At 43.7% G+C, this 26,445-nt stretch carries 28 protein-coding genes, 1 tRNA gene and 1 other RNA gene; 14 read left to right on the top strand and 16 right to left on the bottom strand.

Annotation, left to right across the window (positions count from 1 at the left end; all coding sequences use genetic code 11):
• Positions 1–820, bottom strand: an 820-nt coding sequence (locus tag QXD64_00005) for a hypothetical protein (protein ID MEM3395702.1), incomplete at its 3' end; no start/stop codon positions are given.
• Between the two features lie 293 nt (positions 821–1,113).
• Here QXD64_00005 and QXD64_00010 point away from each other — a divergent pair.
• Positions 1,114–1,683, top strand: a complete 570-nt coding sequence (locus QXD64_00010; protein MEM3395703.1) for a phospholipase D-like domain-containing protein — start codon at positions 1,114–1,116, stop codon at positions 1,681–1,683.
• Here the strand turns inward: QXD64_00010 and ileS are convergent.
• Positions 1,678–4,587: an isoleucine--tRNA ligase gene (ileS, locus tag QXD64_00015; GenBank protein MEM3395704.1), complete on the bottom strand. Its 2,910-nt coding sequence runs from the start codon at positions 4,585–4,587 to the stop codon at positions 1,678–1,680. The genes QXD64_00010 and ileS overlap by 6 nt on opposite strands.
• Before the next feature lie 94 nt (positions 4,588–4,681).
• Between ileS and QXD64_00020 the strand changes: the two genes are divergently transcribed.
• From QXD64_00020 to QXD64_00030, 3 genes are read left to right on the top strand one after another with little or no spacing between them, the layout of a single operon-like run.
• Positions 4,682–5,302 carry a phosphatidylserine decarboxylase gene (locus QXD64_00020; GenBank protein MEM3395705.1) on the top strand — a complete coding sequence of 207 codons (621 nt, stop codon included), beginning with the start codon at positions 4,682–4,684 and terminating at the stop codon, positions 5,300–5,302.
• Complete coding sequence (pssA, locus tag QXD64_00025) at positions 5,286–6,029, top strand: CDP-diacylglycerol--serine O-phosphatidyltransferase (protein MEM3395706.1); 744 nt, start codon at positions 5,286–5,288, stop codon at positions 6,027–6,029. The genes QXD64_00020 and pssA overlap by 17 nt, the downstream gene beginning before the upstream one ends.
• Positions 6,016–6,390: a dihydroneopterin aldolase family protein gene (locus tag QXD64_00030; protein MEM3395707.1), complete on the top strand. Its 375-nt coding sequence runs from the start codon at positions 6,016–6,018 to the stop codon at positions 6,388–6,390. Before pssA ends, QXD64_00030 begins: the two co-directional genes overlap by 14 nt.
• Here the strand turns inward: QXD64_00030 and QXD64_00035 are convergent.
• The 4 genes from QXD64_00035 to QXD64_00050 are packed head-to-tail and all read right to left on the bottom strand — an operon-like array spanning position 6,383 to position 12,038.
• Positions 6,383–6,889: a hypothetical protein gene (locus tag QXD64_00035; GenBank protein ID MEM3395708.1), complete on the bottom strand. Its 507-nt coding sequence runs from the start codon at positions 6,887–6,889 to the stop codon at positions 6,383–6,385. The two genes, QXD64_00030 and QXD64_00035, sit on opposite strands and share 8 nt — an antisense overlap.
• A gap of 2 nt (positions 6,890–6,891) precedes the next feature.
• Complete coding sequence (locus QXD64_00040) at positions 6,892–7,392, bottom strand: hypothetical protein (protein ID MEM3395709.1); 501 nt, start codon at positions 7,390–7,392, stop codon at positions 6,892–6,894.
• A gap of 5 nt (positions 7,393–7,397) precedes the next feature.
• On the bottom strand, positions 7,398–7,817 hold the full coding sequence (locus QXD64_00045) for a hypothetical protein (GenBank protein ID MEM3395710.1): 420 nt from the start codon (positions 7,815–7,817) through the stop codon (positions 7,398–7,400).
• A gap of 33 nt (positions 7,818–7,850) precedes the next feature.
• Positions 7,851–12,038: a helix-hairpin-helix domain-containing protein gene (locus tag QXD64_00050; GenBank protein MEM3395711.1), complete on the bottom strand. Its 4,188-nt coding sequence runs from the start codon at positions 12,036–12,038 to the stop codon at positions 7,851–7,853.
• A gap of 107 nt (positions 12,039–12,145) precedes the next feature.
• On the opposite strand from QXD64_00050, the gene QXD64_00055 reads away from it, so the two are divergent.
• The 4 genes from QXD64_00055 to QXD64_00070 are packed head-to-tail and all read left to right on the top strand — an operon-like array spanning position 12,146 to position 14,250.
• Positions 12,146–12,388 (top strand): hypothetical protein, encoded by a 243-nt coding sequence (locus tag QXD64_00055; protein MEM3395712.1) that lies wholly within the window; start codon positions 12,146–12,148, stop codon positions 12,386–12,388.
• Between the two features lie 3 nt (positions 12,389–12,391).
• Positions 12,392–13,000, top strand: coding sequence for an adenylate kinase family protein (locus tag QXD64_00060; protein ID MEM3395713.1), 609 nt, complete (start codon positions 12,392–12,394; stop codon positions 12,998–13,000).
• On the top strand, positions 12,939–13,619 hold the full coding sequence (locus tag QXD64_00065) for a CDP-alcohol phosphatidyltransferase family protein (GenBank protein MEM3395714.1): 681 nt from the start codon (positions 12,939–12,941) through the stop codon (positions 13,617–13,619). The genes QXD64_00060 and QXD64_00065 overlap by 62 nt, the downstream gene beginning before the upstream one ends.
• Entirely contained in the window at positions 13,582–14,250 is a 669-nt protein-coding gene (locus QXD64_00070; protein MEM3395715.1) for a hypothetical protein, read from the top strand. Before QXD64_00065 ends, QXD64_00070 begins: the two co-directional genes overlap by 38 nt.
• Here the strand turns inward: QXD64_00070 and QXD64_00075 are convergent.
• The 3 genes from QXD64_00075 to QXD64_00085 are packed head-to-tail and all read right to left on the bottom strand — an operon-like array spanning position 14,223 to position 15,650.
• On the bottom strand, positions 14,223–14,981 hold the full coding sequence (locus QXD64_00075) for an ATP/GTP-binding protein (GenBank protein ID MEM3395716.1): 759 nt from the start codon (positions 14,979–14,981) through the stop codon (positions 14,223–14,225). The genes QXD64_00070 and QXD64_00075 overlap by 28 nt on opposite strands.
• A gap of 1 nt (position 14,982) precedes the next feature.
• Complete coding sequence (locus QXD64_00080; protein MEM3395717.1) at positions 14,983–15,264, bottom strand: signal recognition particle subunit SRP19/SEC65 family protein; 282 nt, start codon at positions 15,262–15,264, stop codon at positions 14,983–14,985.
• A 5-nt stretch (positions 15,265–15,269) separates the two neighbouring features.
• Positions 15,270–15,650, bottom strand: coding sequence for a 30S ribosomal protein S8e (locus QXD64_00085; protein ID MEM3395718.1), 381 nt, complete (start codon positions 15,648–15,650; stop codon positions 15,270–15,272).
• A 227-nt stretch (positions 15,651–15,877) separates the two neighbouring features.
• Between QXD64_00085 and QXD64_00090 the strand changes: the two genes are divergently transcribed.
• From QXD64_00090 to QXD64_00100, 3 genes are read left to right on the top strand one after another with little or no spacing between them, the layout of a single operon-like run.
• Positions 15,878–16,378 carry a Rab family GTPase gene (locus QXD64_00090; GenBank protein ID MEM3395719.1) on the top strand — a complete coding sequence of 167 codons (501 nt, stop codon included), beginning with the start codon at positions 15,878–15,880 and terminating at the stop codon, positions 16,376–16,378.
• Between the two features lie 5 nt (positions 16,379–16,383).
• Positions 16,384–17,313 (top strand): DUF835 domain-containing protein, encoded by a 930-nt coding sequence (locus QXD64_00095; protein ID MEM3395720.1) that lies wholly within the window; start codon positions 16,384–16,386, stop codon positions 17,311–17,313.
• A gap of 9 nt (positions 17,314–17,322) precedes the next feature.
• On the top strand, positions 17,323–18,993 hold the full coding sequence (locus QXD64_00100) for a formate--tetrahydrofolate ligase (GenBank protein ID MEM3395721.1): 1,671 nt from the start codon (positions 17,323–17,325) through the stop codon (positions 18,991–18,993).
• Between the two features lie 23 nt (positions 18,994–19,016).
• Here the strand turns inward: QXD64_00100 and rnpB are convergent.
• Positions 19,017–19,424, bottom strand: an RNA gene (rnpB, locus tag QXD64_00105) — RNase P RNA component.
• 136 nt (positions 19,425–19,560) lie between these two features.
• Here rnpB and QXD64_00110 point away from each other — a divergent pair.
• Positions 19,561–20,775, top strand: coding sequence for a PRC-barrel domain-containing protein (locus QXD64_00110; protein MEM3395722.1), 1,215 nt, complete (start codon positions 19,561–19,563; stop codon positions 20,773–20,775).
• A 103-nt stretch (positions 20,776–20,878) separates the two neighbouring features.
• Here the strand turns inward: QXD64_00110 and QXD64_00115 are convergent, their stop codons facing one another.
• Genes QXD64_00115 through ftsZ form a run of 4 tightly spaced genes read right to left on the bottom strand, consistent with a single transcriptional unit; the run spans position 20,879 to position 23,312 of the window.
• Positions 20,879–21,217, bottom strand: coding sequence for an SCP2 sterol-binding domain-containing protein (locus tag QXD64_00115; GenBank protein MEM3395723.1), 339 nt, complete (start codon positions 21,215–21,217; stop codon positions 20,879–20,881).
• The gene (gene rnhB / locus QXD64_00120; GenBank protein MEM3395724.1) at positions 21,214–21,861 is read right to left on the bottom strand and encodes a ribonuclease HII; all 648 of its coding nucleotides are present in this window, start codon (positions 21,859–21,861) and stop codon (positions 21,214–21,216) included. Before rnhB ends, QXD64_00115 begins: the two co-directional genes overlap by 4 nt.
• A complete protein-coding gene (locus tag QXD64_00125; protein MEM3395725.1) occupies positions 21,842–22,159 on the bottom strand; it encodes a hypothetical protein in 318 nt (105 codons plus the stop codon). Before QXD64_00125 ends, rnhB begins: the two co-directional genes overlap by 20 nt.
• A 28-nt stretch (positions 22,160–22,187) precedes the next feature.
• Positions 22,188–23,312, bottom strand: a complete 1,125-nt coding sequence (gene ftsZ / locus QXD64_00130; GenBank protein MEM3395726.1) for a cell division protein FtsZ — start codon at positions 23,310–23,312, stop codon at positions 22,188–22,190.
• Between the two features lie 239 nt (positions 23,313–23,551).
• Between ftsZ and QXD64_00135 the strand changes: the two genes are divergently transcribed.
• Together QXD64_00135 and coaBC are read left to right on the top strand one after the other, a co-directional pair.
• A complete protein-coding gene (locus tag QXD64_00135) occupies positions 23,552–24,619 on the top strand; it encodes a M20 family metallopeptidase (protein ID MEM3395727.1) in 1,068 nt (355 codons plus the stop codon).
• Between the two features lie 4 nt (positions 24,620–24,623).
• Entirely contained in the window at positions 24,624–25,814 is a 1,191-nt protein-coding gene (coaBC, locus tag QXD64_00140) for a bifunctional phosphopantothenoylcysteine decarboxylase/phosphopantothenate--cysteine ligase CoaBC (protein MEM3395728.1), read from the top strand.
• Between the two features lie 2 nt (positions 25,815–25,816).
• Here the strand turns inward: coaBC and QXD64_00145 are convergent, their stop codons facing one another.
• A complete protein-coding gene (locus QXD64_00145) occupies positions 25,817–25,969 on the bottom strand; it encodes a hypothetical protein (protein MEM3395729.1) in 153 nt (50 codons plus the stop codon).
• Positions 25,970–26,322: 353 nt separating this feature from the next.
• Positions 26,323–26,397: transfer RNA gene (locus tag QXD64_00150), tRNA-Arg, on the bottom strand.
• Positions 26,398–26,445: the final 48 nt, after the last annotated feature.

The raw sequence follows: 26,445 nt of genomic DNA on the forward strand, positions 1-26,445 counted from the left end.
CAACGAGCACTACATCGCCTGGCTCTATGGTTTTCGCAGTTTCTGGCATTGGCATATCCTTGACACCATTTTCCACAACTGCCTCAACTGTGAACAATTTGTATTTTGCAGCTCCATAAAGCAGGAAAATGTCAAGGAAGATTATGTAGAAATTGCCTGCTGGCATCCCGGGTATGATAAAACTTTTGTTCGGCATGTACTCTGGCAGTATTCCTGTTGGAATCGCCGTGATAGCGAACAGTGCAGCACCGAGAGCTAAAAGTTGTATCTGCTTTTTCTCAACTTTTGTTTTTGCATGGGTATATGAGTAATAGAAGTTATAGAAAATGACCAGTGAGATTATGAATATAATAGGTAGCAGATATGTGAGCAAATCCCCAAAGTCAGTGCCATAGCCAGCCCAATAATACATCACATCTTCTACCATAGCGGGTGTAAAGAAGGTAATTGGAGCAATAATGGCTAAACCCAAAGCAAGTATGGAAGCAAGGATTTTTTCCTGTTTTTCAGCAACTCTTCTCATTGGATAAAGGAAAGAAAGATAGACCCCTGATAATATGAGTGCAGTCACACCAAGAGCCATAATTTTCGCCATGAGCAGTGCATAAGGGTAACACCAAAGCATTCTATAATTTTCTTCAGTAACTACAAACCATCGCAACACAGATTCTGCACCTGCCCATATTACTGCTGATATAAAAAAGGGTGCGAATGCCTTCTTTATATTTCTGGATTTAGTGTAAGCCATAAGATAGATTAGGAGGAATATGTGGATTATCATTGACAGAATTGGCGGGATTGCGTATGGGTTGAACTCCATCAATCCGGTTTAGGCACCGCTCCGATTAAAAACTATCGGTGTATTCACAGAGTCAGGTCTTTGTATCAAACACTGCAAAAAAATAAAAAGTGTAGGGGTGATGAGTGCAGCGTGATTTTAAGAGAGAGTGCTTGTTTTTACGCTCTATTTATGCTATACTTCAATGAGTATATAAGGATTTCGGAAGATTAACTATTTGTAGTAGTTAATCCCATGGGGAACAATTAAGCCGCCTCATGCGGCTACCTTAGGATAACCTTAACCTCATATACCTCAAGGCCTTTTCTCCCCACATGCGAAAAATCTATGGTTTGCTCATGTTGCTCTGCTTTGTAGCAGGCTTCATCGTTGCCCAGTACCTTGCTAGCCTTAACAGGCCAGAGACCACGAATTTGCCTGAAAACTACACTGCAATTGTGATGAACGACAGGCAGTATTACCAGGCGGCATTTGACTTACTACAGAGTGCAAACAAAAGTATTCACATGACAATGTATGTGGTTTTCTGGTATGAGGATACCAACGAAATAAAGAACCTCGTGAACATTCTTGTGGCAAAAGCTAAGGCAGGACTGGATGTGAAGGTATTCTTGGACACGGACCCCTCTAATCAGATGATAACGAGCAACAACACACTCACAGCCCAGTATCTGATGAACAATGGAGTGCATGTGAAATTTGACTCTCCAAGCATCACCACCCACACAAAACTCATAATAATTGATTCCAAAACTGTGATTGTTGGTTCTACAAACTGGAGTTATTCTGCGGTCAATAAGAACCATGAGGCAAATGTGGCGATTACAGATGAGAAGCTGGCACAGAAATACGAGGAATATTTCAGTGCACTGTGGGGTTCATAACGGCTTTACCCAGATGGCTAATTCCATCTCCTGAATTTTCCATTTTTCCATTTTGCCAGAATTTTCACCTTTCTCTAGTTTATCTGAAAGAGTTTCGTGCATGATGTAGTCCCTGAAAACCTCTATTGCCTTCTCGATTTCAGGCGAGGCCTCATAGCCCGTCTCAATTTTCTGGGTGTATTCAAGGTTGAGGGCTTTCCGCAGGGTTTGAATCCGTCGCACCACTTCCCTTGCTAATCCCTCATACTTCAGTTTTTCATCAATCTGGATGTTGAGCACAATCTTAAAGTTCTCATGCTCTCCTGTAATGTAAGCATCACCAGCAGGCACTGTCTCTGAGAGCATTGCTTTCTTCACATTCAGTTCTTCAGCAAGATACTGGATGTAGGGCTCAAGTGCCTTTGTCTCCTCTGCAGAAGCCACAACAAAGAGTTCTGAAAGTGGCTGTCTCAACTTTATGCCCTTGCTCTGCCGCAGGTTTCTTCCCACCTCTGCAAGTTCCATCACCTTCTGCATCTGCATCTCAATTTCCGGCTTGATTTTGCTCTCATCCACAACTGGAAATTCGCAGAGGTGGACGCTCTCAGGTGCCTCTTTCTTCACATTTCGCACCAGATTCTGATAAATTTCTTCTGCTGTAAATGGTGCCAGAGGTGCGAGCAATTTTGCAAGAGTTGTGAGCGCTGTGTAAAGTGTCTCATAGCCCTCAATTTTTGAATCCGTGTCTTCCCAGAACCTTCTTCTTGAAAGCCGCAGATACCAGTTGCTGATGTCCGAAACAAGCGATTCAATAGCTCTTGCTCCAATGTGAACATTGTAAGTGTCAAAGCCCTCACGCACTGCCTTAACCGTGCTGTACAATCTTGAAATCAACCAGACATCAAGCAAGTCCTTGGGTTCTCTGCCAGCAGGCACAAAACCATCCACATTTGCGTTAGACACAAAGAAGGAATAGACATTCATCAATGTATTGAACATCTTTCCTGCTGTTGCATTCACCATTGCTTCAGAAAACCTACTTGTGTTCCAGAGCGGTGTTAGATAGAAGTAAAACCTGATCACATCCGCACCCATTTTCTCAAAGGCAGCCATTGGCTCCACAGCATTCCCCTTGCTCTTTGACATCTTCTGGCCTTTGTCATCCAGGATTAGGCCGAGGCAAACCACATTCTTGTATGCAGGCATGTCAAACAGCAGGGTACTTACGGCGTGGAGCGTGTAGAACCAGCCCCTTGTTTGGTCTAATGCCTCGCTTATGAATTCAACAGGTCGCCGCGTTTCGAACAGTTCTTTGTTTTCAAAAGGATAGTGGAGTTGGGCAAATGGGGCACTACCAGAATCATACCAGCCATCAATTACATACTCCTCCCGTTTCATCAAATCGCCGCACTTCTCACATTTAATCTTAACATTGTCAACAAATGGTCTATGGAGTTCAAAATTAGGAGGCAGGGGTTCGACAGCAAGCTCCTCCAGTTCTTTCTTCGAGCCAATGCATATCTCATGCCCACATTTGCAGCGCCAGATGGGCAATGGTGTGCCCCAGAAACGGTTTCTGCTTAATGCCCAGTCCTTCACCTCCTCAAGGAAATTGCCAAATCGTCCATGTTTCAGATGTTCAGGCACCCAGTTTATGAGCTCATTGTTAGCAATAAGGCGTTCTCGCAACTTTGAGGTTCTTATAAACCATGTGTTTAACGCATAGTAGAGCAGTGGCGAATCACAGCGCCAGCAGAATGGGTAAGTGTGTTCTACCGTTCCTGCTTTGTAAAGAATCCCTCGTTCCTTCAATTCCTGAATAATTTGCTTATCTGCATCCTTCACAAACATTCCTGCATAGTTCTCAACGCTTTCAATGAATTTTCCTGTCTCATCAACAAGATTGAGCAAGGGCACATTTTCCTTCTTGCAAAGTTCGTAGTCGTCAAGACCATAAGCGGGAGCAATGTGGACAATGCCTGTGCCTTCCTCAGTACCAACAAAATCACCAGCAGCTACATAATGCACTTTTCCCAGCTTTTTCCCATAGGGATAAAGTGGTTCGTATCTCTTTCCCAACAAATCACTGCCCTTTACTTTTTTAATCGTTTCAAAATCACCAAGGACTTGTGTGGCGAGTGCCTCTGCAATGTAGTATTTCTCGCCGTCCTTCTCAACCAACAGATAATCCACATCTGGCTTAACCGCAAGCAAGAGGTTAGACAGTAATGTCCATGGTGTAGTTGTCCAGACGAGAAAGAAAGTATCCTCTTCCAGCACTTTAAACTTCACATAAATGGAAGGGTCTTTTGCTGTCTCATAGCCCTGAGCCACTTCGTGGCTTGAAAGTGGGGTTCCACAGCGGGGACAGTAAGGCACAATGTAATATGATTTTTCCAACAAATTTCGTTTCCAGAGTTCCTTCAGCGACCACCACACGCTCTCTATGTAGGCATCATCCATGGTGATGTAAGGATGCTCATAATCCAGCCAGAATGCCATCCGCTTACTCATTGCCTCCCAGAGAGATTTGTATTTGAACACAGATGCCTTGCATCTGGCATTAAAGTTATCAATTCCAAACTCCAGAATTTTCTTTTTCCCAGAGATTTTCAATTCTTTTTCCACCTCAATTTCCACAGGCAAACCATGACAATCCCAGCCCGCTTTGTAGGGAAAAATTTCATAACCATTCATCACTTTGTAGCGGAGAAAGGCGTCCTTCGAAGTTCTGGTGAGCACATGTCCTATGTGGGGCATGCCGTTGGCTGTGGGCGGGCCCTCGCAAAAAACAAAAATCTTGCCGCCTTTCATCTTTTCCCTTACTTTTTTTTCAATGTTTTCCCTTTCCCAGAATGAGAGAATTTCTTTTTCCAGTTCAGGATGTTTTCTTGCCTTAACTTCGTTGAACACTGCATTCGCCATGTTCCCACATCCAAAGGGAAACAGAGAGGGGATATAACATTTATTGAGGCGGTAGCCCACAACCAATAAATACAGTTGCAAGTATTCATGCCCGATGTTTGCAAGTGCAGGCAAAAGCGTTCTGTGTGGGCTTGCCCTCATTGCTTCAATTACGATGGTTCTTGGAATTTTCTGGCAATTTTTCACAGGATTGGCACTTGTTTTCTTTATTGCACTCCTATTCTTTGCCTGGTTCTTCAGAGACCCTGAGCGAAAAATTGGCGACGGCATTGTGTCTCCTGCTGACGGTGTTGTCACCGATGCTTGCGAGCGTGATGGTGGCAAGTTTCTAAGTATTTTCATGAATGTGCATGATGTGCATGTGAACCGTTCTCCTGAGCAGGGTAAAATTCTTAGTGTGAAACATTTTCCTGGAAAACACGGAGTTGCGTTCGGAAGCAAGGTGAGAGAGAACGAGCATGCAGTAATTGAGCTGGAAACAAGACACGGGCGCTTGAGAATTGTTCAAATTGCAGGAATCTTTGCCAGAAGAATCTCCACCTATGTGAAGCCAGGAGATGTGGTAAAGAAAGGCGAGAGAATTGGCATCATCTTTTTCGGCTCAAGGGTTGAACTCTATCTTCCACCAGATGCTGTGCTTCAGGTGAAAAAAGGTGAAAAGGTAAAAGCTGGAGAAACCACAATAGGGGTATGGAAGGATGCGGTGGATAACTAAAATCTCGGTTGCGGACCTTGCCACGCTTGGAAATGGAATGTGTGGCTTCTTTGCAATAATCTACACACTGGACAGAAACTTTCTGGCTGCGTGTCTTTTCATACTATGCGGGGCAATGCTGGATGGTCTGGATGGCTATCTTGCGAGAAAATTTCCTTCTAAGCACAACGCCGGCAGATTTCTGGATTCAATTTCAGACACGATTTCCTTCTGCTTTGCACCAGCCTTCCTGCTCTACCATCAATTCTACTCGCTTCAGCGAGGCAGTGCTTTTGTGGATTTCCAGAATTTTCTTTCAGTGCTTGCATCCTGCCTTATTGCGTTCTTCGGCTTGATGCGGCTCATAAAATTCAGTTTAAGTGGTTACAAAGCCCCTGTATTCTATGGACTGCCGACACCTGCAGCTGCAATGACAGGCGTAGCACTCTCGCTCCTCTTTGGTCCTGCTGGGGTTTTCAGTGAGAACCATCTTCTTGTGCTTTTGCCCATGTGTGGTTTTGCTTTCCTGATGATAACTGACATTGAGTATCCAAAGGCAAGGAAGGGTTTATATCTCTGGCTCAGCGCATTTGCCGGCATCTGCATTTTTTTCACCCTCATCGGGATTAAATTCCAAATTCACTGGTTTGCTGTCGGGAATGCAGTGCTTTCCCTGGGGTTACTGCTAATCTACATACTCGGTTCGCCATTGATTTTGAGAAGGGGGAATAAAAATGGACAGGGCTAAGAAGTATTTCAACTGCAACGCAAGAGAAAGAGCATGCTTTGAGGCAGGAATCAAGCTGGCAACTGTATATCATCAGTTTGTTGGCACACCTGTGAGCATGGAAAATGTGGAATCGCTTGAGAAGGCAATAGAGAATGGAGTCAGAATCCAGCCATTCGTCAAGGATGTGAAGGTCCAGATTCGGAAGGAAAAACTTCGCACAAAGCGAGACGAATATGACTATCTGACGCTAACAGGAAGCATGCTCCAGGTTCTCCTCGTGATACACTACGAGAATGTGGAAGTCATTGCAGAGATGAAACATATTGAGGAGATGGATTATCCGCTTATGATGGTAAAGGAAGTTAGGGAGATTACTTAGCATAGAGAAAAGTGTGGTATTGATATTCTCCATCTACTAGCAATCTCTTGGTTTCCACAATGAAATCTTTGCCAGAATCGAGAGTTAGCGAAGGGTGATTTGTGTCCTGGATATAAATATCACTTTTTGTTGGTTCTGGTGTCAAAATTGTCCATTTCCAAAGATGAATTTTAGCCGCAAATTTGAATGAGACGGCGGCATTCTCTCGCCTTAACACTACCTGGTCTTTCGTAAATTCAAGTTTGTAGGCTTTGCCATTGATTAAACCAGGCAGGTGGGTGCCAAACGGTGCTTTTGTATCGTAGGTAAAGGTCATGTTTGCATCTGCCTGAATTGAAATCATGTCATTCACGCCATTTCCAATCACATTGACCACATTATTCATCTCAGTGTAGGTGTAGTTTGTTTCTCGCTGGTTCAAAAAGAACCCCACTGCAACTGAAATCAGGATAAGCACAGTCGCTGTGACCACAACTTTTGAAGAGACGAACTCCCACATGTTCACACCGGAAGCACCTTTATTTGAACATAAAAGTCAGGGTAAGAGCCGTCGCCGTCAATGTCGTTCGGGTATGTCAGTTTTTTCAAGCTCAAGGCGTACTTTGCACCCCCAATCTCAAGGGTGCCGCCCGTATCAGAGCACATTGGAATGTTCTTGGCACCATCCAGCACCGCATAACTTCTTATTGTGGCATAGATCTTGTATTCAATGCGGTATTTTTCGTCTGAGCCACTGAGAGAGCCACCAATGTGTATGTATGCGGTTTCCGCAGGAAATTCTATGTCCACACGAATATCTGTGTTTTCACCGCCTCTGTAGACCTGGATAATCTGCATTTTCAATTCGTTAATTCTTGCATCAAGCTGATTTTCCTTCTGGATTCTCGTGAAGTACATGAATCCACCAATAATGATTGGAATAGTGATCCCAAGGATGACCATAATTATCAATAGCCGCATTGGCAGATCGAGCACACCTTTCTTTGTTAATCTCTTTCTCATTTTTTTCACCTCACAACTACAATCGTTTCATGAAGTTCCTGGGGTGCTGTGCCACCTGTGTAGGTTGCAGTCACCCTGATGCTGCCCGAGTCCTCGTAGCCATCTATAACTGGCGTGATTGTCACTTTTGCATAGCCCTTGGCATCTGTTCTTGTGATTTTATCAGCGTTGATTACATTCACGCCCTTCAACTCAATCACCACATCCTGGAGTGGGGAGTTCTTGTTGTCATAAGCCCAGAATTCAATTGTGCTCTGGATGTTGTTTGGAATCTGCTTTGGCTCTACTACAAGGGTTTTCAGATTGGGTTTATTAAAGTACTGGAGATATCCCCAGATAATCCCTGTGCCCAGAGCAATTATTATAACCATGATCAGCAGGTAGAGGGGAAGTCCCTCTAAGGCGCCTTTCCTGTTCCTCAACATCCAATCCTGTATTGCATTATGGGTATATAATAGTTACAGTTTGCGTTTTCTGCGATGCCGCAATATTATTACAAGCAGTAACGGCAAACTTAGCAGCACAATCAAACTCTGTTCTGATGTCGTCACCCAGTCCTTATACTCGTCATTATCATCAGGCACACCAGTGCTCTGGGTGCGATTTATCCCTTCATCGGTTGTTATGTCAAATCCATTTAAATTCACTGGTCCATCGTTCCACTCAAGATTGGCTGCGGCGATGCCACCGTCTGAAGGCGGAGGATTGCCCTTTGCATCTGTCCAGTTCACGAAGTCCACTATACCATTGGGTGCTTTGCCTGCAATGCCTGATGTAGTGTCGTTGAGGAATAGGTAATCTCCGGAGGTTGCTATGGATTTGAAGAAGCCTACCCCTACAGAAATTTCGAGCCATTGCCCTGGGTTAATGGTGACTGGGCCAGTGGAGTATGAATTTCCACTTGCATTCAGGTAAAGATTGGAGTAGATTAAGAGCATGGTGTCATTATTGTACAAGGCAACCTTTTGGCTTATTGTAAAGAGAGGATTGAATGTGATGTTGGCAATCAGAAGCTTTGGTTTATGGCATGTGAGGAAGACACTGTAAACTGTTGAGGAATTTTGTGAATTTGTTGTTTTGAGCGTAATATTATACTGGAAAAAGCGTGCAAAGAAAGAAGAAGGAAGAGCTTCAGTAGTTGTGGATACTCCAGAACCGCTATATGTTGCAATGGAACTCCATGAGGTACTGCTCAAACTCCCAGTATCGTTTGCACATCTGACAAGAATTTCTGCGCTTGTTCCTGTGAAGTGCGTATCATGTGTCCATATGAGTTGTTGCCAGAGTGCAATTCTGCCCGCATCGTAAACAGGGGATTCATAGTAGCCAGTACTGGAATAACCAAAACGAGAAGTGAAGATTTGTTGGGTAATGGTATATGGAGGATATGGTAATATACCTGCAGGATTACCGGGATAACCTGGAGGATTGTTTGTGTCACTTCCGCCAGCACCGGGATTTCCGTTAACAACTCTGAAACCAGTAGTGTCTATATTCCCGGCATTATCATAATATATCCAGATCACACCAGCAGCACCTGCACCGCCGCCACCGCCACCGCCATTTCCTCTGTTGCTAGAACTTCCACCATTGCCACCATTTCCACCAGAAACATCAATTTTTGCTGAGGAGGTTACGGTAACATTACAGCCAACAATAAGAACACCGCCACCTGCACCGCCGCCACCGCCACCACCAGCACCATCGACAGCATTCAAACCATTATTGCCATTTGTACCACTTGCATTTATCGTTCCTGCAATGTAAATGTTCCATGCATTCAGGATAACTGCACCACCACCATCCCCACCACGACCTCCAGCTGCTCCGTTAGCACCTCTGCCGCGGCCTCCGCCACCGCCACCAGAGCCTGGTTTCACATCAAGAGCACTAGGAGCAGTGTCATAAGCAATCCCTCCATACCCAGGACTGCCATTACCGTTAGTTTCACCGTGAATTCCTCCATCCCCTCCATTTACCTGGTGAGCAGCTCCACCACCACCAGAGCCACCTTCATTATTATCCTGGGTAGTAATTGCGGCTCCACCGCCACCACCATTGGCGTTTCTGTTACCCTGGGCTCCAGCATTCCCTGTGTTCCCATCCTGCCCCTGGTATGCTGCAACATCCGCACCAGCCCAATATCCTCCAGCACCACCCACTCCTCCTTTACCTACCAGATAGATTGTGCCTCCTGCCTCAATTTCTATTACTTCCGCATAAATTTTTAGTGTAACCATATACTGGGTTGAGGTTGTGTTAGAAATGTTGCCTGTGCTTGTGATTCTCAAATGTCTGAAATAGTATGTTCCATTTGCCCAGTTCACGGAGGCGCTAACAGTGAGGTTTCCATTTGCATCTGTGTCGGGTGTTCCATCTCCGTTTCCATCTGCAGGTGTGTAAGCCACTGTATTATTTTCCAGCCGTAACGCACCTTTTGTGGTCGAAGTGTAGCGGTCGTTCACAAGCACTACCTTGTTATAACTGCCTGTAAATTCCGTGAGAAGTGTGGAACCATAACTTCCATCACCGCCAACCCTTACACCTTCCCTTCCCACAAGATACGCAATCTCGCTTGCGTCCTTCTGTCCGAGCCAGTTACTCATCTCAAAGTAGAATTTGGAGTTTCCATCAATGCCTGGTAGTGTGTCAAGCCCAACACTGAACTCTATTTTCCCATCGCTCAAACCATGAGCAATGTTTGGATTCTGGATTTCCTCTGCCTTAACACCATTCTCCCACTTCCATGCCTTTGCACTGATTACCTGCCCATTCCTCCCTTGTAACTCAATCAGATAACCATGGGAAATCATTGCTGGATTGAAGGTGTTGATTGTGGAGTTCATCAAGTCAATGTAAACTCTTGCCACATCCATGCCAAGATTTTCTTTTATCACCACTGGTATCGGTGGTCCCGGCTGCACTGGTGGTCTGGCACCAAGCACAGGGATTTCGCAGCCAGCCAGCATTGTGCCATCAACAGCCATGTAGAAGTATGCCTTGCCTGCAATTGCACTTGCATACTCCCGCAAATCAATGTTTTTATCAGCATCACCAGACACATCAACGCCTTTCTGCACACTCTGCCAGTCACCAAATGCACCGTCTATAACAATGCCCGAAGGCAGAGAACCAAAGTATGCCTTTCCACCATTGCCCACAATTCTGTAAGGGACATTTGTGTCCACGGTGGAAACTGCAAACGCATACGCATTACCATCACTCAAGCTCTTTGCCTTGCATCTCACGGTAAGTTCTTCGTTCACTCCCAAATCTTTTTTCGGCAAATCCAGGTTTGCATTCTCCACGCTCAAACTCTCCACATGCACCGCCTTGCCCTTTGCAACCAGTCTTAGCTCGAGAACATCAGCATCTGCATTCACCACATCATTGCCAATAAAATTCTGGTAAACCACCAAACTTCCTTCTGTTTTGCCCACTAGTGCCATGCCCCGCTTCTCTGCATAAGCACTGCCCTCATAGTGTCGCATCAACACCAAACTCACTGGGTTGTTCAAGCCAGCAATTTTGGCATACCCTTCAACAAGCTTATCGGTCTTCTCAGCTCTTACCTCGCCAGTATTCTCCCAGGCACTGTAATTCAATTCTGGCTTTGAGGAAGCACTCTGTTCAATGAATCTTGAGGCAACGGCAGAGCGGATTTCACCCGCATAACCAGAAACTTCAATCTTCGCATCTGCGCCCAGATTCTCTATTTTGTAGCCGGTGTTAGAATCTGCATCTGTATCCACAAAAATTATCAAAGCATCGTAGCCATTGTTAGCACCATTGAACAAGGTGCCAGAAACCCTGCCGTAAAAGTATATCCGCTCGTTTTCGTAGTAAACACTGTATTCGTTCAGGTTGATGTCCATGTTGAACACGGGTTGAGTATCTGTGTATCTTGCAATACCCTCCCAGTCCTCTAGGCTACCATCTACCTTAATTCTACCAGCGGGCTGAAGAGCATACCAGAGGACAAATACAGATGATAAAATCAAGAGTAACGCCAAGAATGCCACACCAATCTTTGTACCTGGCGATATTTTCTTTGTCTTCCTTGGTGAGGGTTTTGCCTTAAGCCCATTTATCAAACCTTCTTTGGATTTTACCTTCTTCTCGAAGACAATCTTAGCTTCCTTCCCTTTCGTTGTTTCGAGCACCTTCTCCACTTCTTCTAGTTCTTTTTCCATTTTTGCAATCTCTTCTTCGGTTTCTGTCACTTCCTTTTTCCCAACTTCTTCCGCTTTTTCTTCTTTCCCAGCACCTTCTTCTTTTTCTTGGGGCACCGTTTCCTCTGGCTTCGCTTCTCCCTTCTTTTCTTCATCGCCAATAATCTCCGGCTTAGTTTCTCCACCCTCGGGCTTAATTTCCTTATCTTGTTCGCTAGTACCTTCGACTTTAGCTTCCTCTTTCTTTCTTTCCTTTTCTTCTAGTTCAGCAAAATAATTTTTGATAAGTGTTGCCCTGCTTTCTCCGATACCTTTTATATTTGCCAGTTCCTCAAATGATGCCTTTTTCAGGTCATCTACAGTTTTATACCCCATCTCATACAGCTTCTTTGCTTTTGAAAGGCCTACACCCGGAATCTTCGTGAATTCTGCTAGTGCACGGTTCATTTCATCCATGTTCTCTTCTTCAGACATACCCATCGATACCATATCAACTCCAACATATTTAAGATTTTTTAATCTGTCAGCATGGTTTCAAAACGATTATATAATGTAGCGATTTACAGATGCTAATTGGGAAAATGTCTACACAAGTGTTTGAAAAAACGCAGAAAACGATTGAAGATTACATTGGGCCTTTCCTAGCCGAAATAATTACTAGAAAAGCAGTGTCTAAAGCAGGGATACCTAAAGAAAATCTCACACCTGTAGATATGGAAATGATAGTGGAAAAATACATTGTTCCTGCACTTATACCGCTAATGTCCAAGGAGAAGGTTCAGGAGTGTAAAAGAAAAATCGAGGCCGAATTAAAAGGGGGATAGAAATTGGAAATTATTGCGCTTACTGGAACACCTGGCACTGGGAAAACTGCAGTTGCGAAGGAATTACGAAAGAGAGGGTTAAAAATAGTCGACATTCGGAGTTTTGCGAGATACTGCGGTGCCCTGGGAGCATACATCAAAGGCGAGGATACATTTGAACTGGATATAGAGTTACTCGGGAAAGAAATTGAGCTGGAATGCAGAAAAATGGAGATGAATGTAGTTATAGAGGGGCATCTGGCACATCTCATTTCTTGTGTCACACAAATTGTGGTGCTCCGTTGTGCTCCCACGGTGCTTTACTCTCGCCTAAAAAGAAAGAAATGGAGGGTTAAGAAAATCTGGGAGAATGTTGAAGCGGAAGCAATAGATTTAATATTAATTGAGGCATTGGAGAGTGGAAAACCCGTCTCAGAAATTGATACGACATTCACAAAGCCCGATGAAGTTGCAGACAAGATAATGGAAATGGTTAGAGGTAGAGGTAAATGTCCACCAGGCAAAATCAACTGGAGCGAGGATTTCCTCAAGTTGGTCCAGAGGAAGGAAAATGTTAGAAAATTACAGAAAAAAGGTAGACCCATATCTTTCGAAGATTGCGAAGTACTTTGAGAATACAGACCCTAATTCAATGACAGTACTAGCTTTTCTTTGTTCAATTCTAGCACTCATTTCTTTCATCCTGGTTCGTGTAAATGTGTATTTCCTCAACCTCGCCTCACTGTTTATCTTTCTCAATGGATTTTTTGATGTGTTAGATGGAAAAATCGCCAGGATGAGCAGGAAGGCGAGTAAAAGGGGCGACTTTTTAGACCATGTTTTGGACCGTTATGCAGATTTCTTCATTATTGGAGGAGTAATGCTAACCGGTTTATGTGATCCGGTGATAGGGTTGCTTGCTGTTGTCGGCGTCCTTTTTGCAAGTTACATGGGGACTCAAGCTCAAGCGGTTGGCTGTGGAAGAAAATATACTGGCTTTCTTTCAAGAGCAGATAGGTTGATAATTCTGGTGCTTGCGCCATGGATTCAGTGCACGCTTCTCACAAATCCTTACCAAAACTATTTTGGGCTTGAACTGACAATTTATGGATACACACACACCTTCACATTTCTTGAACTTGTGATGCTTTTCTTTGCTGTAATGGGGCACATAACTGCAATTCAGAGGGCATACATTACATGGAAGGAGTTAGATGAGAGGGAAAGAGCCAGAAAAAAACAGGGTGCTTGATGTAAGAACAACAATACTTGGCATTGTGTTTCTGTTATTCATCATTACCCTTTTTCTTCTTTTCAGGGTCGAGGCAGGTGCAATTCTTGCTCTTTCTTTCCTCTACATAGTAAGTGTTGTGCCAAAGGAAGGAATGATACTCGGTTCAGTTGCGATACTTCGCACCTATGGCCTTGTTTTTGCAGTGGGGTTTACCACGGCACTTTCAGTATTTCTGGATGCATTCATAGCACTTGTGGTCATTTTCCAATATAACCGTGTGATGAAAATAGACCTTGTCCACAATATGGTGAATAAGCTCAGTTTGAGAGTTTTTAGGTATTTAAGGAATGACTGGAAACTGTTTCTGTTTCTCTTTCATCTAATCCCACTTCAGGGCTTTGGACCACTCGTCACTACAATCCTCGGTAAAATCCTGAAACTCAATTCTACAACAGTTTTCTACATTGTTGTTTCAGGCACTGCGATTACAAGTACAGTTTTTTCACTCTTGTTTTTCTATGGAGTTTCTGTTCTCACAGCAGAATATATTTACCTTCTAGCAGCCATTGTGATTCTGCTCCCAGCAATCATTAGTTTAGCCCGAGTTCTCGGCAATAAATCTCATTCAAAGTCCTCTCCGCCCATGTAGGATTGCTGAAGGGTATTGAAAACATCCTCCATTCCAGTCAAGTCAATACTAGAGGTAGGAATAATTTTTGAGAACACACCAAGGTTTTCAAGGCCTTTGAAGAATTCGGTAGTCACGGGGATCTCGTCCACTCTTGAATCCCTGCTAATCGATTCATACAATCTGTAGGGTTCCTCACACCAAGAGACCACTTTTTCAATCTCTTCCGTGGTTAGAAGGTCACACTTGCTAAGCACATTTACCAGTGGGTATTTGAATCTGTATTGAATAGTGGCTCCAAGCATCAACAGAGAAACGAGCCCAGTTGGGGTTTTGGCAAGTGTTGGTTCAAGGAGATAGACAAGTATGGAATGTCCTGACGATAATCCATCAGCCACATGTTTACTCGCCTCTCTGAACGCAAAAAGCTCTATTTGTCCTGGCGTGTCAACAAGCACATAATCCGCACCATACTTTTCAATGTAGTTTCTTACCTCTGGTACGTTCATTGCGAGAAGGTCTGCAGCTACAATTTGGGCTCCATTTGGACCCAGTTCATGTTCCCGCATTATTTCTTCGATACTTATCCATTCCCGAATGTCTATGTCTGGATTATATTTCAAAACTTCTGCACCAGGGTCAAGGTTCACAATGATTGAATCATATTTATGAATATCCATCCATTGCTGGAATGCTGCCACTAGTGAGGATTTACCAGCTCCTGCTGTTCCAACAAAGAAAAAGGTGTACATCTCAACTCCTCAGCACCTTTGCAATTTTTTCTAGGGTTTCAAGTTTGCTCCCTGTTTTTTTTACGAGCACCCTGCCACGCTTACGATAAGCATCAGGTGGATAATGTTTGTCTTTCTCTATCTCATAATCCAGATGAAGCTTTTTGAGGGCATGTACAAGATTATCTAAGGTTGGATTTTGGATGCAAAATTCTTTTTTGAGTTTTCTTCCTTCCTTCCTGCTGAGCGTCGCATCCAGGTACTCAGGGTAGATTACTACAAATCCTTTCTTTTCCCTGAGCATAGAAATCATTTGACGAGGATTGCGTTCACAACACCATGTTGTCCTGGTCTAGAAACAACCTTGGCAGGTCCGAGTTCTGTCTGAATTTTAGCGCCCTTAGTGACAATGTTTCGTTGCACATAGTGTGGATTCGAAGGATTCTCAATCACTCCGAGCACCTTTACCTTTTTTATTTCCTTTGTCTCGGGATTGACCACATTTGCGAACGCGACGCCCAACAACCTAATCTTGCGATTCGCACCCCTGGTTCTATAAAATTTGACTTTGTGTACTCCCACAATGGCATACTGCCTCTCTCTGGAAATTTCAAACTTCCTTTTCTTTCTCGCATACCTAATTCTCGCACCTGTTTTTCTTCGTTTTGGTAAACCTTGCCATATCGCCATGGGGCAAACTAAGAACAAAGGGTATTAAATACTTTCTCCCGAGGGGGCTACGCCCCCTTACGGTAACCCCCGAGGGTTGACACCCTTACGGTAACCTGCGTCAAGGAGATGCTTTCAGCATCTCCGAACCTACCCTTTTTTTGGATGAAACCTTATCGGGGTGCGAAGCACCCTGAAAAGGGTTCCTGCAAAAAGCTTTTTATCATGAACTTCATTTGGTGAACTGTATGAGAGAGATCAAAAAAATAGCGCTGCTTGGAGAAGGTGCAGTGGGCAAAACAGCTTTAATCCAAAGATTTGTATATAATACCTTTAACGAAACCTACATCCAGACAATTGGTGCAAGGATATCTAAGAAATCGGTTATGGTCGGAGAGGATGAAATAATTTTAATAATCTGGGACATCTTAGGACAGCGGTATCACGACGAACTCCACAAAGGACACTATTCAGGCACCGAAGGAGCATTGTTCGTATTTGATATCACACGCAGAGAAACATTTGAAAAACTGGAATCCTGGATTTCATCGCTGAACAATGCTGTCGGAAAGGTTCCAGCTATTCTTCTAGCTAACAAGTCAGACCTTCCCAGCTGGCAGGTGAGTCTGGAGGAAATAGAAAATTTTGCAACCACTAAAGGAATGCCATATTTTATCACAAGTGCAAAAACCGGTGTGAACGTTAATGAAGCATTTACACGAATGGGTGAACTCCTGTTGAGGAGGTAGAAAAAATGCCAGTTCAGTTAATAAGTGTGCCTGCAAGTGCCATAACAGACCTCGCGGATGAGATTAACCTTGAGATTGATGTGGAAGTAGCAAGGGAAATCATGTACAGATTTGGCTACCGTTGCGGAAAATCAGTGTTAGAGGGTATTGAACTTGTCACAACCTTCGACGAAGTGCCAAAAACTGTCTCTGAGCTGATGGAACAAACGGGCATTTGCAAAGTGAGCATCAAAAAAATATCAGGGAGTGTGCTTGAAATTAACTTTCTAGAATTGTATGCCGAAATTAATTTTACGCTTGGAGCAATTGCAGGCATCATCTCCGAAATTCAGAAGATTCCATTTGAATGCATCAAAGAGGATGGAAAATACTTTGCTAGAGAAATATCCCCCACTGCAGCAACATATTCTCCAACTCCATCAGTGACTCCGCAGATTCCTCCAGCTACTGATAAAATAGGGATTAGTGAGACAGGTATATTCTATCTCTATGAAGGAAACGATGTTTCCAAACTCTACAAGGGCTTGAGAAAGTTTATATCCGCAGGGTATCCCACGCTTTGTGTTACACGAGAGTTTCCAGAACATATCAAGAAAAATTTTGGAATTGACACAAGGTTTCTCTGGCTCACAGGTGCAGATAAGAAGGAGTATGACTATGCAGTTCAGCCCACAAATCTTGCAGGGATTTACAGTGATGTAAAGGACTTCATTATCAGCAACAAGAACGCAGTGGTGTTTATTTCTGGGATTGAATACATAATCTCTAATACATCCTATTCTCAGGCCCTTAGATTCCTCCAAAGCCTGAGGGATAGAATTGCGCTTTCGCAGGCAATTGGTGTGCTCTACCTCGAGCCAGGTACACTTGAAACAAGGGATGTAAAGACCTTTGAGAGAGAACTGGTCGTCACTAAATGGTTTGATTTACTTTAGGGTAGTATCATGTCACTTTCTAATGTTGAAATTGCCCAGAATGCGGAACTTCTTCCAATATCAGAAATTGCTAAGATTGTAGGCATAGATGAGGAATTTCTGGAACCCTATGGAAAATACATCGGAAAAGTTAATCTCAAAATTTTTGAGAGTTTAAGGGCAGAACAAGATGGCAAACTGGTTCTAGTCACCACAATAAATCCAACGCCTGCAGGAGAGGGTAAAACCACTACCACGATTGGACTTGCCCAGGCACTTGCAAAACTAGGATACAAAGCAATGCTGGGAATTAGAGAGCCATCGCTTGGCCCAGTGTTTGGGGTTAAAGGTGGTGCTGCGGGTGCTGGCTATTCACAGGTGCTTCCGATGGAGGACATCAATCTGCATTTCACAGGAGATATCCATGCAGTTGGAGCTGCCAACAATCTTCTTTGTGCTCTTGTTGACAATGCCCTTCATTATGGGAATCCAAACCGAATAGACCCTAGAAAAATCACGCTCCATAGAGTTTTGGACATGAATGACAGGGCATTGAGACATGTGGTAATAGGTCTCGGGGGGAAACTTGGTGGGATTCCTAGGGAAGATTGCTTTGACATCACCGCAGCTAGCGAGGTAATGGCTGTGCTTTGCCTATCCAAGGACCTTGCAGACCTTAAAGAACGGCTGGGCAAAATTATTGTTGGCTATACGACTGAGGATAAGCCAGTTTTTGCTGCAGACCTGAAAGCAGTTGGTGCAATGGCACTACTTTTGAAGGATGCAATCAAGCCAAATCTTGTGCAAACAATTGAGCATGTACCTGCGTTTGTTCATGGTGGTCCATTTGCAAATATTGCGACAGGTTCTAGCAGCATAATATCTACAATGTTAGGTCTCAAGCTGTCAGAGTATTTTATCACAGAGGCTGGTTTCGGTTCAGACCTTGGTGCGGAAAAATTTTTTGACATTGTTTGTAGAACAGGCGGTTTCGTACCCAGCGCCGTAGTTGTAGTAGTTACCGCTAAGGCCCTGAAATGGCATGGCGGTGTTGCTAAGAAAGATCTCAGCATCGAGAACATTGAAGCTATCAAAAAGGGTTTTGCAAATCTTTCAAAGCACCTGGAAAACATTCAGATGTTCGGTGTGCCTGCGGTAGTAGCCATAAACAAGTTCCAGGGCGATAACTCAAAAGAGTTGGAGACAATCTTACGGCTCTGTGAGAATGCTGGGATTCCTGCGGCAGTGTCGGATGTAGCCGACCGCGGTGGAGCCGGAGGCATTGAGCTTGCCCAGAAAGTGGTTGATGTGATAAAAAAGGGAAACAGATTCAGGTTTCTTTATTCCTTAGACCTAACAATTAAAGAAAAAATTGAGGCGATTGCAACACGAATTTATGGAGCGAAAACAGTGGCCTATACTGTTGAGGCAGAGGAGGCAATTAGAAAAGCAGAGGAAAATGGGTTTGGCAAGCTTGCCGTTTGTATGGCCAAGACACAATATTCTTTAAGTGATGACCCTACCCTTTTGGGAAGACCAAAGAATTTCAAGATAACAGTGAGAGACCTTCGAATTTCCGCTGGTGGTGGTTTTGTTGTGCCTCTAACTGGAGAAATTTCATTGATGCCCGGGTTGCCAAAAAAACCGGCGGCATTTGAAATGGATATTGAGGAGAGCGGAAAAATAAAAGGATTGTTTTAAGTGGTAATGTGCCTTTTTGTGCCTGGTGTTGGTAGTAAGCCCCATTCTGTTCTGATGGCATTCGACTATGCGCCCCACTTTGCGGTCCTCAGCCAATCATTCCGCACATTTGGGCTTGCTCCGGCCGGGAAGGTAGTTTCACCAAATCCAGTCCTTTTTCTCACCTGCAGAGGTTCACAGATTTTCCACAGCAGAGCGTGGAAATGGACTGGCTGTGTCTTTTCTGCACCTTTACCATGCCTCTCGGCATAGATGCTTGCGCATCTCGGCCTAGCTGAAGGAGTGGGGACTTTCCTCAGCGGAAGCATTTTCTTCGGCATGCAAAGAAAAGCCTTCATGGAAAAGAAACCCGTAAGGGGTTCCCACCAATCCAGCTTCTTCTTTGTATATGCCAATCGAAAGCTTCCACCGTCAGCCATCCGCCAACTCCAGGCACAATATATAAATCAGCATGGGGTAATATATAGGTTATGTTTCATACGCAGAAGCGAGGGGATACAACATACAACTTCTCGAATGCAAATAAGAAATTTTATATACACCAAGTCAGATTATAGCATGATCATTATGGTGGCACAATCAATATTTGAGAGGATGAAGGAATCTATATGGCCGGGAAAGAGAAAGGTCGTAGGATTACCAGTTTATTTGGAGGAAAATGGCGAAGTTCTAGGCATGGTTTCAGATATTGTTGAATCCAAAGATGGGAAAATTTTGAGCTATGTTTTAGAGAATGAAGTGAGTACATTCCAGATCCCTGTTGACAATGTCCTTGTGACAAGGCGTGGACTGATTTTCATTCCTTCATGGTATGCAGATGCAGATAAATTTATCAAAACCTTGGAAATTCAGGAAGCCCTGATGCCAGAAGTTTTTGTTTTGCTTGCTGAGGAGAATGTGCCAAGAGAGCAAATCAAAGCGATTTTGGATAAAGCGTCACCTGAAGCAAAGCGTCTTATTCAGGAGGGGCTGCAACTCCTCGATGCAACGAACAAGAAGTTGGCAGGCTTCAAAAAAGAGAGTGCAAAAATTTACAGCATGATTTCTGAGATGACAGAGAAGCGAGTTCTAGGTGTCATTGACCGTAGGGAGTTTGCGAGTAATATTCTTGAATTGAAGAGAAAGGCTCAGATACTTGACGCCAGCATGAAAAAGGCAAACGAGATTCTCTCCCGTTTAGAGTCCTCTGCCCTGTTGCGCGCAGCAAGAGTGCAGGAAACTGCTGAGAAGAAAATAGAAAAGCCCGGAACTGAAAATCTGCCCCTAGGCGCACCACAAATATCCCCAGAGCAGAGAGCAAAAATTAAGAAGTTCAGGGTGCTGAAAGTGGAAAAAGAACTGAAGGAGATGGAGGAAAAGCTAAAGGCATCTGAGGAAGAGATTGCAAGGAGGGTAAATGCAGAGGTTGAAAAGAAACTGGCAGAAAGGGAGAATCTGCTTAGAAGCGATTTTGTCAGGGTTCTCGATGTAATTGAAAAAAATGTTTCTGGGCTTGCTGCTGAAAAACTCGCAAAATCCCAGAAAGATGCTGTTGATAAGATAATGGCAGAAATAAAGAGGGCTAAAGACACTATTCTGTCCGAGCAGAAACCTAAACCGAAGGAAGGCAGGGAGGAAAAGGAAGCAATTGTGGACCATGGACGACGAACATGTGCCCTCTGCGGCGCTGTGTTTGAGAGTTCACTTGATTCCTGTCCCATGTGCGGTTTGAAGTATGAAGAGAAGCCAGCTACAAAAGAAGAACCAAAAAAGGCAGTTAAGAAAAAGGTAGAGAAGAAATGAAGGAAAGAGTTTTACGTTTTATTAAGAGAGGTGGCCTTGTCAAAGTTGGCACATTGCTCATCTTCATTGGAGTAGTAATGCTTGTGGCCTACTTCCTTCTCGTTTAATCGCCAAGCAGTTTTCTTAATCTAACCTTGTCCTCCAAAGTCCCAATTATTTTCAGTTTGCCAGTAACCATTGCCTTCCAGGGCCCAATTTCCCTGTTCCAGAGTTGCTGAATAGTGGCTTCGCTTGAGATTATTCTCATGTCTGGATTATCAAATCTTTCTTTAGAAAGTGGTGTTAACTTACAGTCCCTAAGCAATGTGGTATAAACCCTACCATCGTCTAGTTCAATCTGGATTTTGCGTTCAATTCCTTCAAGTTCTTCCTGGATACCTGCATCCTTGCTCGCCTTCTCGTTGAATTTTTGAATTATCTGGTTGAAAATCTCCTCAATCATTTAAATTCCTCCAGCTTTTTAGTTGAAATCTCATCTTTTACTTTTGAAACCGTGCTCCAGTGCTTTCTCACAAATTTGGGCAAAGGTCTGTGCTCTGCAATGATATTTTGAAGATATTTAACGGTTCTAGGGTCACTTGGATACCCACTTCCAAAGTCAATGCCGATTTCCTTTTTGATTTTGTCCACTGCCGCATCCCTCCTCACCTTCGCGATTATTGAGGCCGCAGAAACTACAGGATACTTCTCATCTGCCTTATGCTCTGCCACAATTTTGCATTTCCATGTGCATCGCTCATCAATCATTTGTCTGAAATGCTCTTCATTTGCATCTGCAGCGTCTACATAGACCACATCAGGGGTCAATTTGTCAATCAGCTTGGCGAATATTCCTGCCTCAATGTAATTCAGATTGAGAATGTCCATCAGATCATCAATCTCTTTTGGTTCTAGCACAATGGTTTCTACAATGGCAACTTTCTCAATTAATCCCGCAAGTTCGTCTCTTTTTTTCCTCTGGAGTTTTTTTGAATCTCTCACACCCAATTTCTTTAGCTCTGCATCATCGTGCACACAAACCGCCGCCACAACCAACGGACCAATTACTGGCCCACGGCCAGCCTCATCAATTCCGCAAATCTGCATTTCCCCACTTCTTCGCAATAATTTCTCTGGCTTTTTTAATCGTGCCAGCTGTGGCAATCGTTTCTATGCTCAGATTCTGATATTTTACATTCAGAGCGTTAATTACTCCATTCATCTCAAAATGAAGCACCCTTATTATGCCTAAACCGTTCTTAATCTGGATCAGTTGGACACTTTTGAAATCTTTACGAATCTGATTGATAAGTTTCTCTACATCCTTCCTGGGGTTCCCAGTACCTCCTATGCTCAGCCTGAAAACCACATATCTCCTCCTGCCCACTTTGTCCTTTACAGTCATGAAAAATTAAAAAGAATGGTAAAAATTTTTACCTTATCAGATCAATCGTATCGTCACTTTCTCCGACTGCATATCCGCCTTTGTCCTTGCCCAACAGTGACGGTGATTTTGCACCTGTGATGATGAGCAGGACTTGGATCTTATCTCCGAGTGTGGGATCAATTGATGCGCCCCAGATTATTCTTGCCCTCTTGCTAACCTTCGAATTGACAAGCTCAGAGGCCTTCTGTGCCTCGCTTACACTCATTGAACTGCCACCAGTTATTCGCACAAGTGCTCCCTGTGCCTGACTCAGGTCAATGTTCCCTAGCAGAGGAGATGTGAGTGCCATTTCCACAGCTTCCGTAACTCTGTCAGTGGTCTTTTCTGACTCACCGAGACCAATGAGGGCAACACCACCATCTTTCATCACAGTGAGCAGGTCTGCATAGTCAAGATTTACAAGTCCTGGCTTAGTCAGAATCTCTGTGATGCCCTTGATTGCAGTCATCAGAATTTCATCAGCAACTTTGAATGCAGCATCTAATGGTAACCTCGGAACAAGTTCCAGTAACTTGTCGTTCGAAATCACAATCGTGGTGTCGCATACTCTTCTCAATCTCTCGAGCCCGTCTTTTGCCTGCTCCATCCTAACTGTGCCTTCAGAAGAGAAGGGTAATGTGACTACACCGAGCACCAGTGCACCCATCTCCTTTGCGAGCTTCGCTACAAAATGGGCTGAGCCAGTACCGGTGCCTCCACCCATGCCTGCTGTGACAAATACAATGTTGGCTCCTGCAAGAAACTGCTTAATCTCGTTTTCACTCTCTCTAGCTGCTTCCTCACCGATCTCTGGTCTTGCTCCTGCACCTAGTCCTCGAGTTGTTCTCTGCCCGATCAAAATCTTTCTAGGTGATTTTATGGCTAGGAGATGCTTTGCATCGGTGTTAATCGCACACATCTCCGCACCAGAGATTCCTTCTTCCACACACCTATTTATCGTGTTGCAGCCACCGCCACCACAGCCAACAATCTTTATGCTCACTTTCAGACTTTCTGCAAGTTGACGAATTACCTCATCATCTGGAGTTGTCACCGGCGCATTCTGCTGCTGTGTCTCTGCTTTTTTTGCTTCCTCATGCCTGGATAAGGCTTCACTTATTATTGATTTCATATCCATTTCCTCCTGGAGTCCTGCACTCTTTCCACTAGGGAGAGAATGCACCCCATCCAACAACACATTATGGAAGTGGAGTATTTAAATCTTTTGTGAGATTGCGAAGACCCTTACCCTTGCGGAAGATTTTGTACTCTCAGTGCTCAAAGATTTACAATGATATGTCTTTACGATCTCCTCTAGGAGGTGCACCGCTTTCAAAAGTTTTAATTAATCAGTTGTTATAACGGGTAAGCATGCGAAAACAGATTACAGATACACTGGCAGATTTAATACGCTTCAAGTCCTATCTAGAGGAAGAGAAAGCAGATATAATAAGATATGTTGTTGATTACCTCTCCCCGCTGAATTTGAAGGTTACTGAGTATGGTGATGACAGCTCTCCTGCAATCCTCGTAGAATATGGGGAGGGTGGTGTGGTTTTCGCAGGGCATTTAGATACTTGCCCAATCGGTGAATTCTGGACCTATACTCAAGCTCAGACCGTAGATGGCAAAATGTATGGACGCGGTGCAGCAGATATGAAGGGGTCGGTTACTGCTATGCTTAATGCAGTTAGTGAATTGGTGAAACGAGAGATTCCTTTTGCAATCGCGCTTACTACAGATGAGGAGACCACCATGCGAGGAGCATCCTCCTTGTGTAGGGCAAGAGCAATCAGGAATGCACCTGTAATTGTGATAGGTGAGCCCACAAATCTAAATGTGGGTTACGCTGAGAAAGGTTTAATGTTTCTCCAGATAGAGACGATAGGAAAGGCAGCTCATGGTGCAATGCCTCATCTTGGGGAAAATGCAATTTTGAAGATGATGAAGGTGCTGAGAACGCTCGAAACATTCAAAGACACTATTCAGCACCCTCAGCTAGGTGGTGTGACAATCAACATAGGCACAATATCTGGAGGGGAGAAAGTTAATGTGGTTGCAGACAAATGCACTGCAATGATTGATGTTCGGTTCCCGCCACCCCATACGGTTAAGAGCATTTATGAAGCCCTCAGCAAACACATGCACACTGCAAAGAAACAGTTCGTGCTAAACAAGATGTTCGAGTTGCCAGCAATAGAAATTGACCCAAAGTCAGAAGTAATTACAAGTGCTCTTGAAATTGCTAAGACGGAGCTCGTGGGTCTGAAATACACTTCAGAACTTGTTAAGTACTATGAAGTAAACAGAAATGTTGTTCTATTTGGTTGCGGCGATGAGGAAGTTTCCCATCATGTAAATGAATATGTGAAGCTAGAGGATGTGCTGAAAGCATCGGAAGTGTATAAGAAAATAGCCAGTAAGTTTGCACCGAAGTGAAGAAATGCACCCGGCAAAGGACATAGAAGGTGTAAAGTCTGATAAACTTGCGGGAAAAAAGATTGTGTTAGGAGTTACTGGTAGCATTGCGGCCGTGGAAACTGTAAAACTTGCAAGGGAGCTAATAAGACATGGTGCGACTGTAATCCCAGTGATGAGCAAAGCTGCAACGGGGATTATTGGAGTTGAGAGTTTGCATTTTGCTACGGGCATTCCTCCAGTAACAGAAATTACAGGTAATGTAGAGCACGTTATGTACTGTGGTGCAAGGCCCGAAAAAGCAGACCTTCTTCTGATTGCGCCAGCCACTGGAAACACAATTTCTAAAATTGCTTGTGGGATTGACGACACATCAGTAACTACATTTGCAACAACTGCGATCGGTACAGGCATTCCTTTGCTTGTGGTTCCTGCGATGCATGAAACAATGTATTCACATCCAGTGCTTAAGGAAAACATTGGAAAACTCAAAAAACTTGGGGTAAACTTTGTCGAACCGAGAATTTCTGAGCATAAGGCCAAGTTCCCAGAGATTGAGGAAATTGTGGCAAATGTGATAAGGTTGATTGGAAAGAGGGATTACGTAGGGAAAAAAGTGCTTGTCATTGGTGGGGCATCTTATGAACCAATTGACGAAATGCGGGTTCTCACTAACCTCTCCACTGGAAAAATGAGTTTGGCTATCGCAAGGGAGGCATTTCTGAGGGGTGCAGAGATAGATTTTCTAGCAGGTAGAATCGAAGTTAACTTGCCTCCGTACATCAGGATAACCAGATTTACAACTGTAGAGGACTTGCTGGCAAAACTGAAAAAGTTGGATTATGATTATATTTTTGTGCCTGCAGCCCTCTCTGACTTTACTGTAGACACGAAAGAAGGGAAGTTGCCTTCGAACAGGGAACACAGAATTGTGTTGAAACCCCTTCCCAAAGTATTAAATCATTTAAGGAAGCGCAGTAGAGCTTTGATAGTGGGTTTCAAGGCAGAGCCAGTTGCTGCTGAAAAACAACTAATAAATCGTGCATTTGCTGCACTCAAAGCTAACGACATTGACTTCATTTGTGCGAACACCCTATCGAATGTAGGAACTGAAACGGGAGAAGTATTTCTGATTGATAAAAATGGCAGTGCTACGAGAATTGCAGGCACAAAAGAAAAGATTGCGGAAAAAATTTTTGATCTAGTAAGAAAATAACTTTACTTTGAGCGATTGCCAGGCGCAACATCTTTCGACTGCTCACTGTCTAGAATCTTTGTGATTTCTTTTTCGATCTCTGTAAGTTTGAGTTCCATTCTAGCCAGTCGGCAGTTTATGCAGTTGCACCCCTCTAGCGGTACTTCTTCTGCCATGTTTCACCTCCTTTTTCGTATTTTCTCCAGATGAGTAGAGCCATCATCATTTTTTACACCCCGTTGCATTTTGTATGCATTTTGTATGCATTATGTGTATCATCTGCGTCATATATAAACATTTCGGCCTGCTATATTTTTTTGTTATATTTTTAAAAGAAGTATAAACTTATTATGAAACTCTATTCCAAGAATGGGTCTCACAGCAGAGTATTTGCGGTGAGGAGGAAAAAAATCAAAAACCAATAGATGGATTACTGATCATTTTTGCAAGTTTTACTGATATAAAAGTATGGAAAGCAGAGAACAGCATGAGCTGGTTGTTTCGTACAATAGAGTAGTAAGGTTTTACACGGGCGTAGAGGGATTTGAACCCTCGACCGCTGGCTTAGGAGGCCAGTGCTATATCCTGACTAAGCCATACGCCCATAATAAAATGCAATAGCTAACAACATATTTAAATATAACCGCCTTAC

Source organism: Thermoplasmata archaeon, from assembly GCA_038874435.1.
GTDB lineage: Archaea > Thermoplasmatota > Thermoplasmata > Lutacidiplasmatales > SKW197 > SKW197.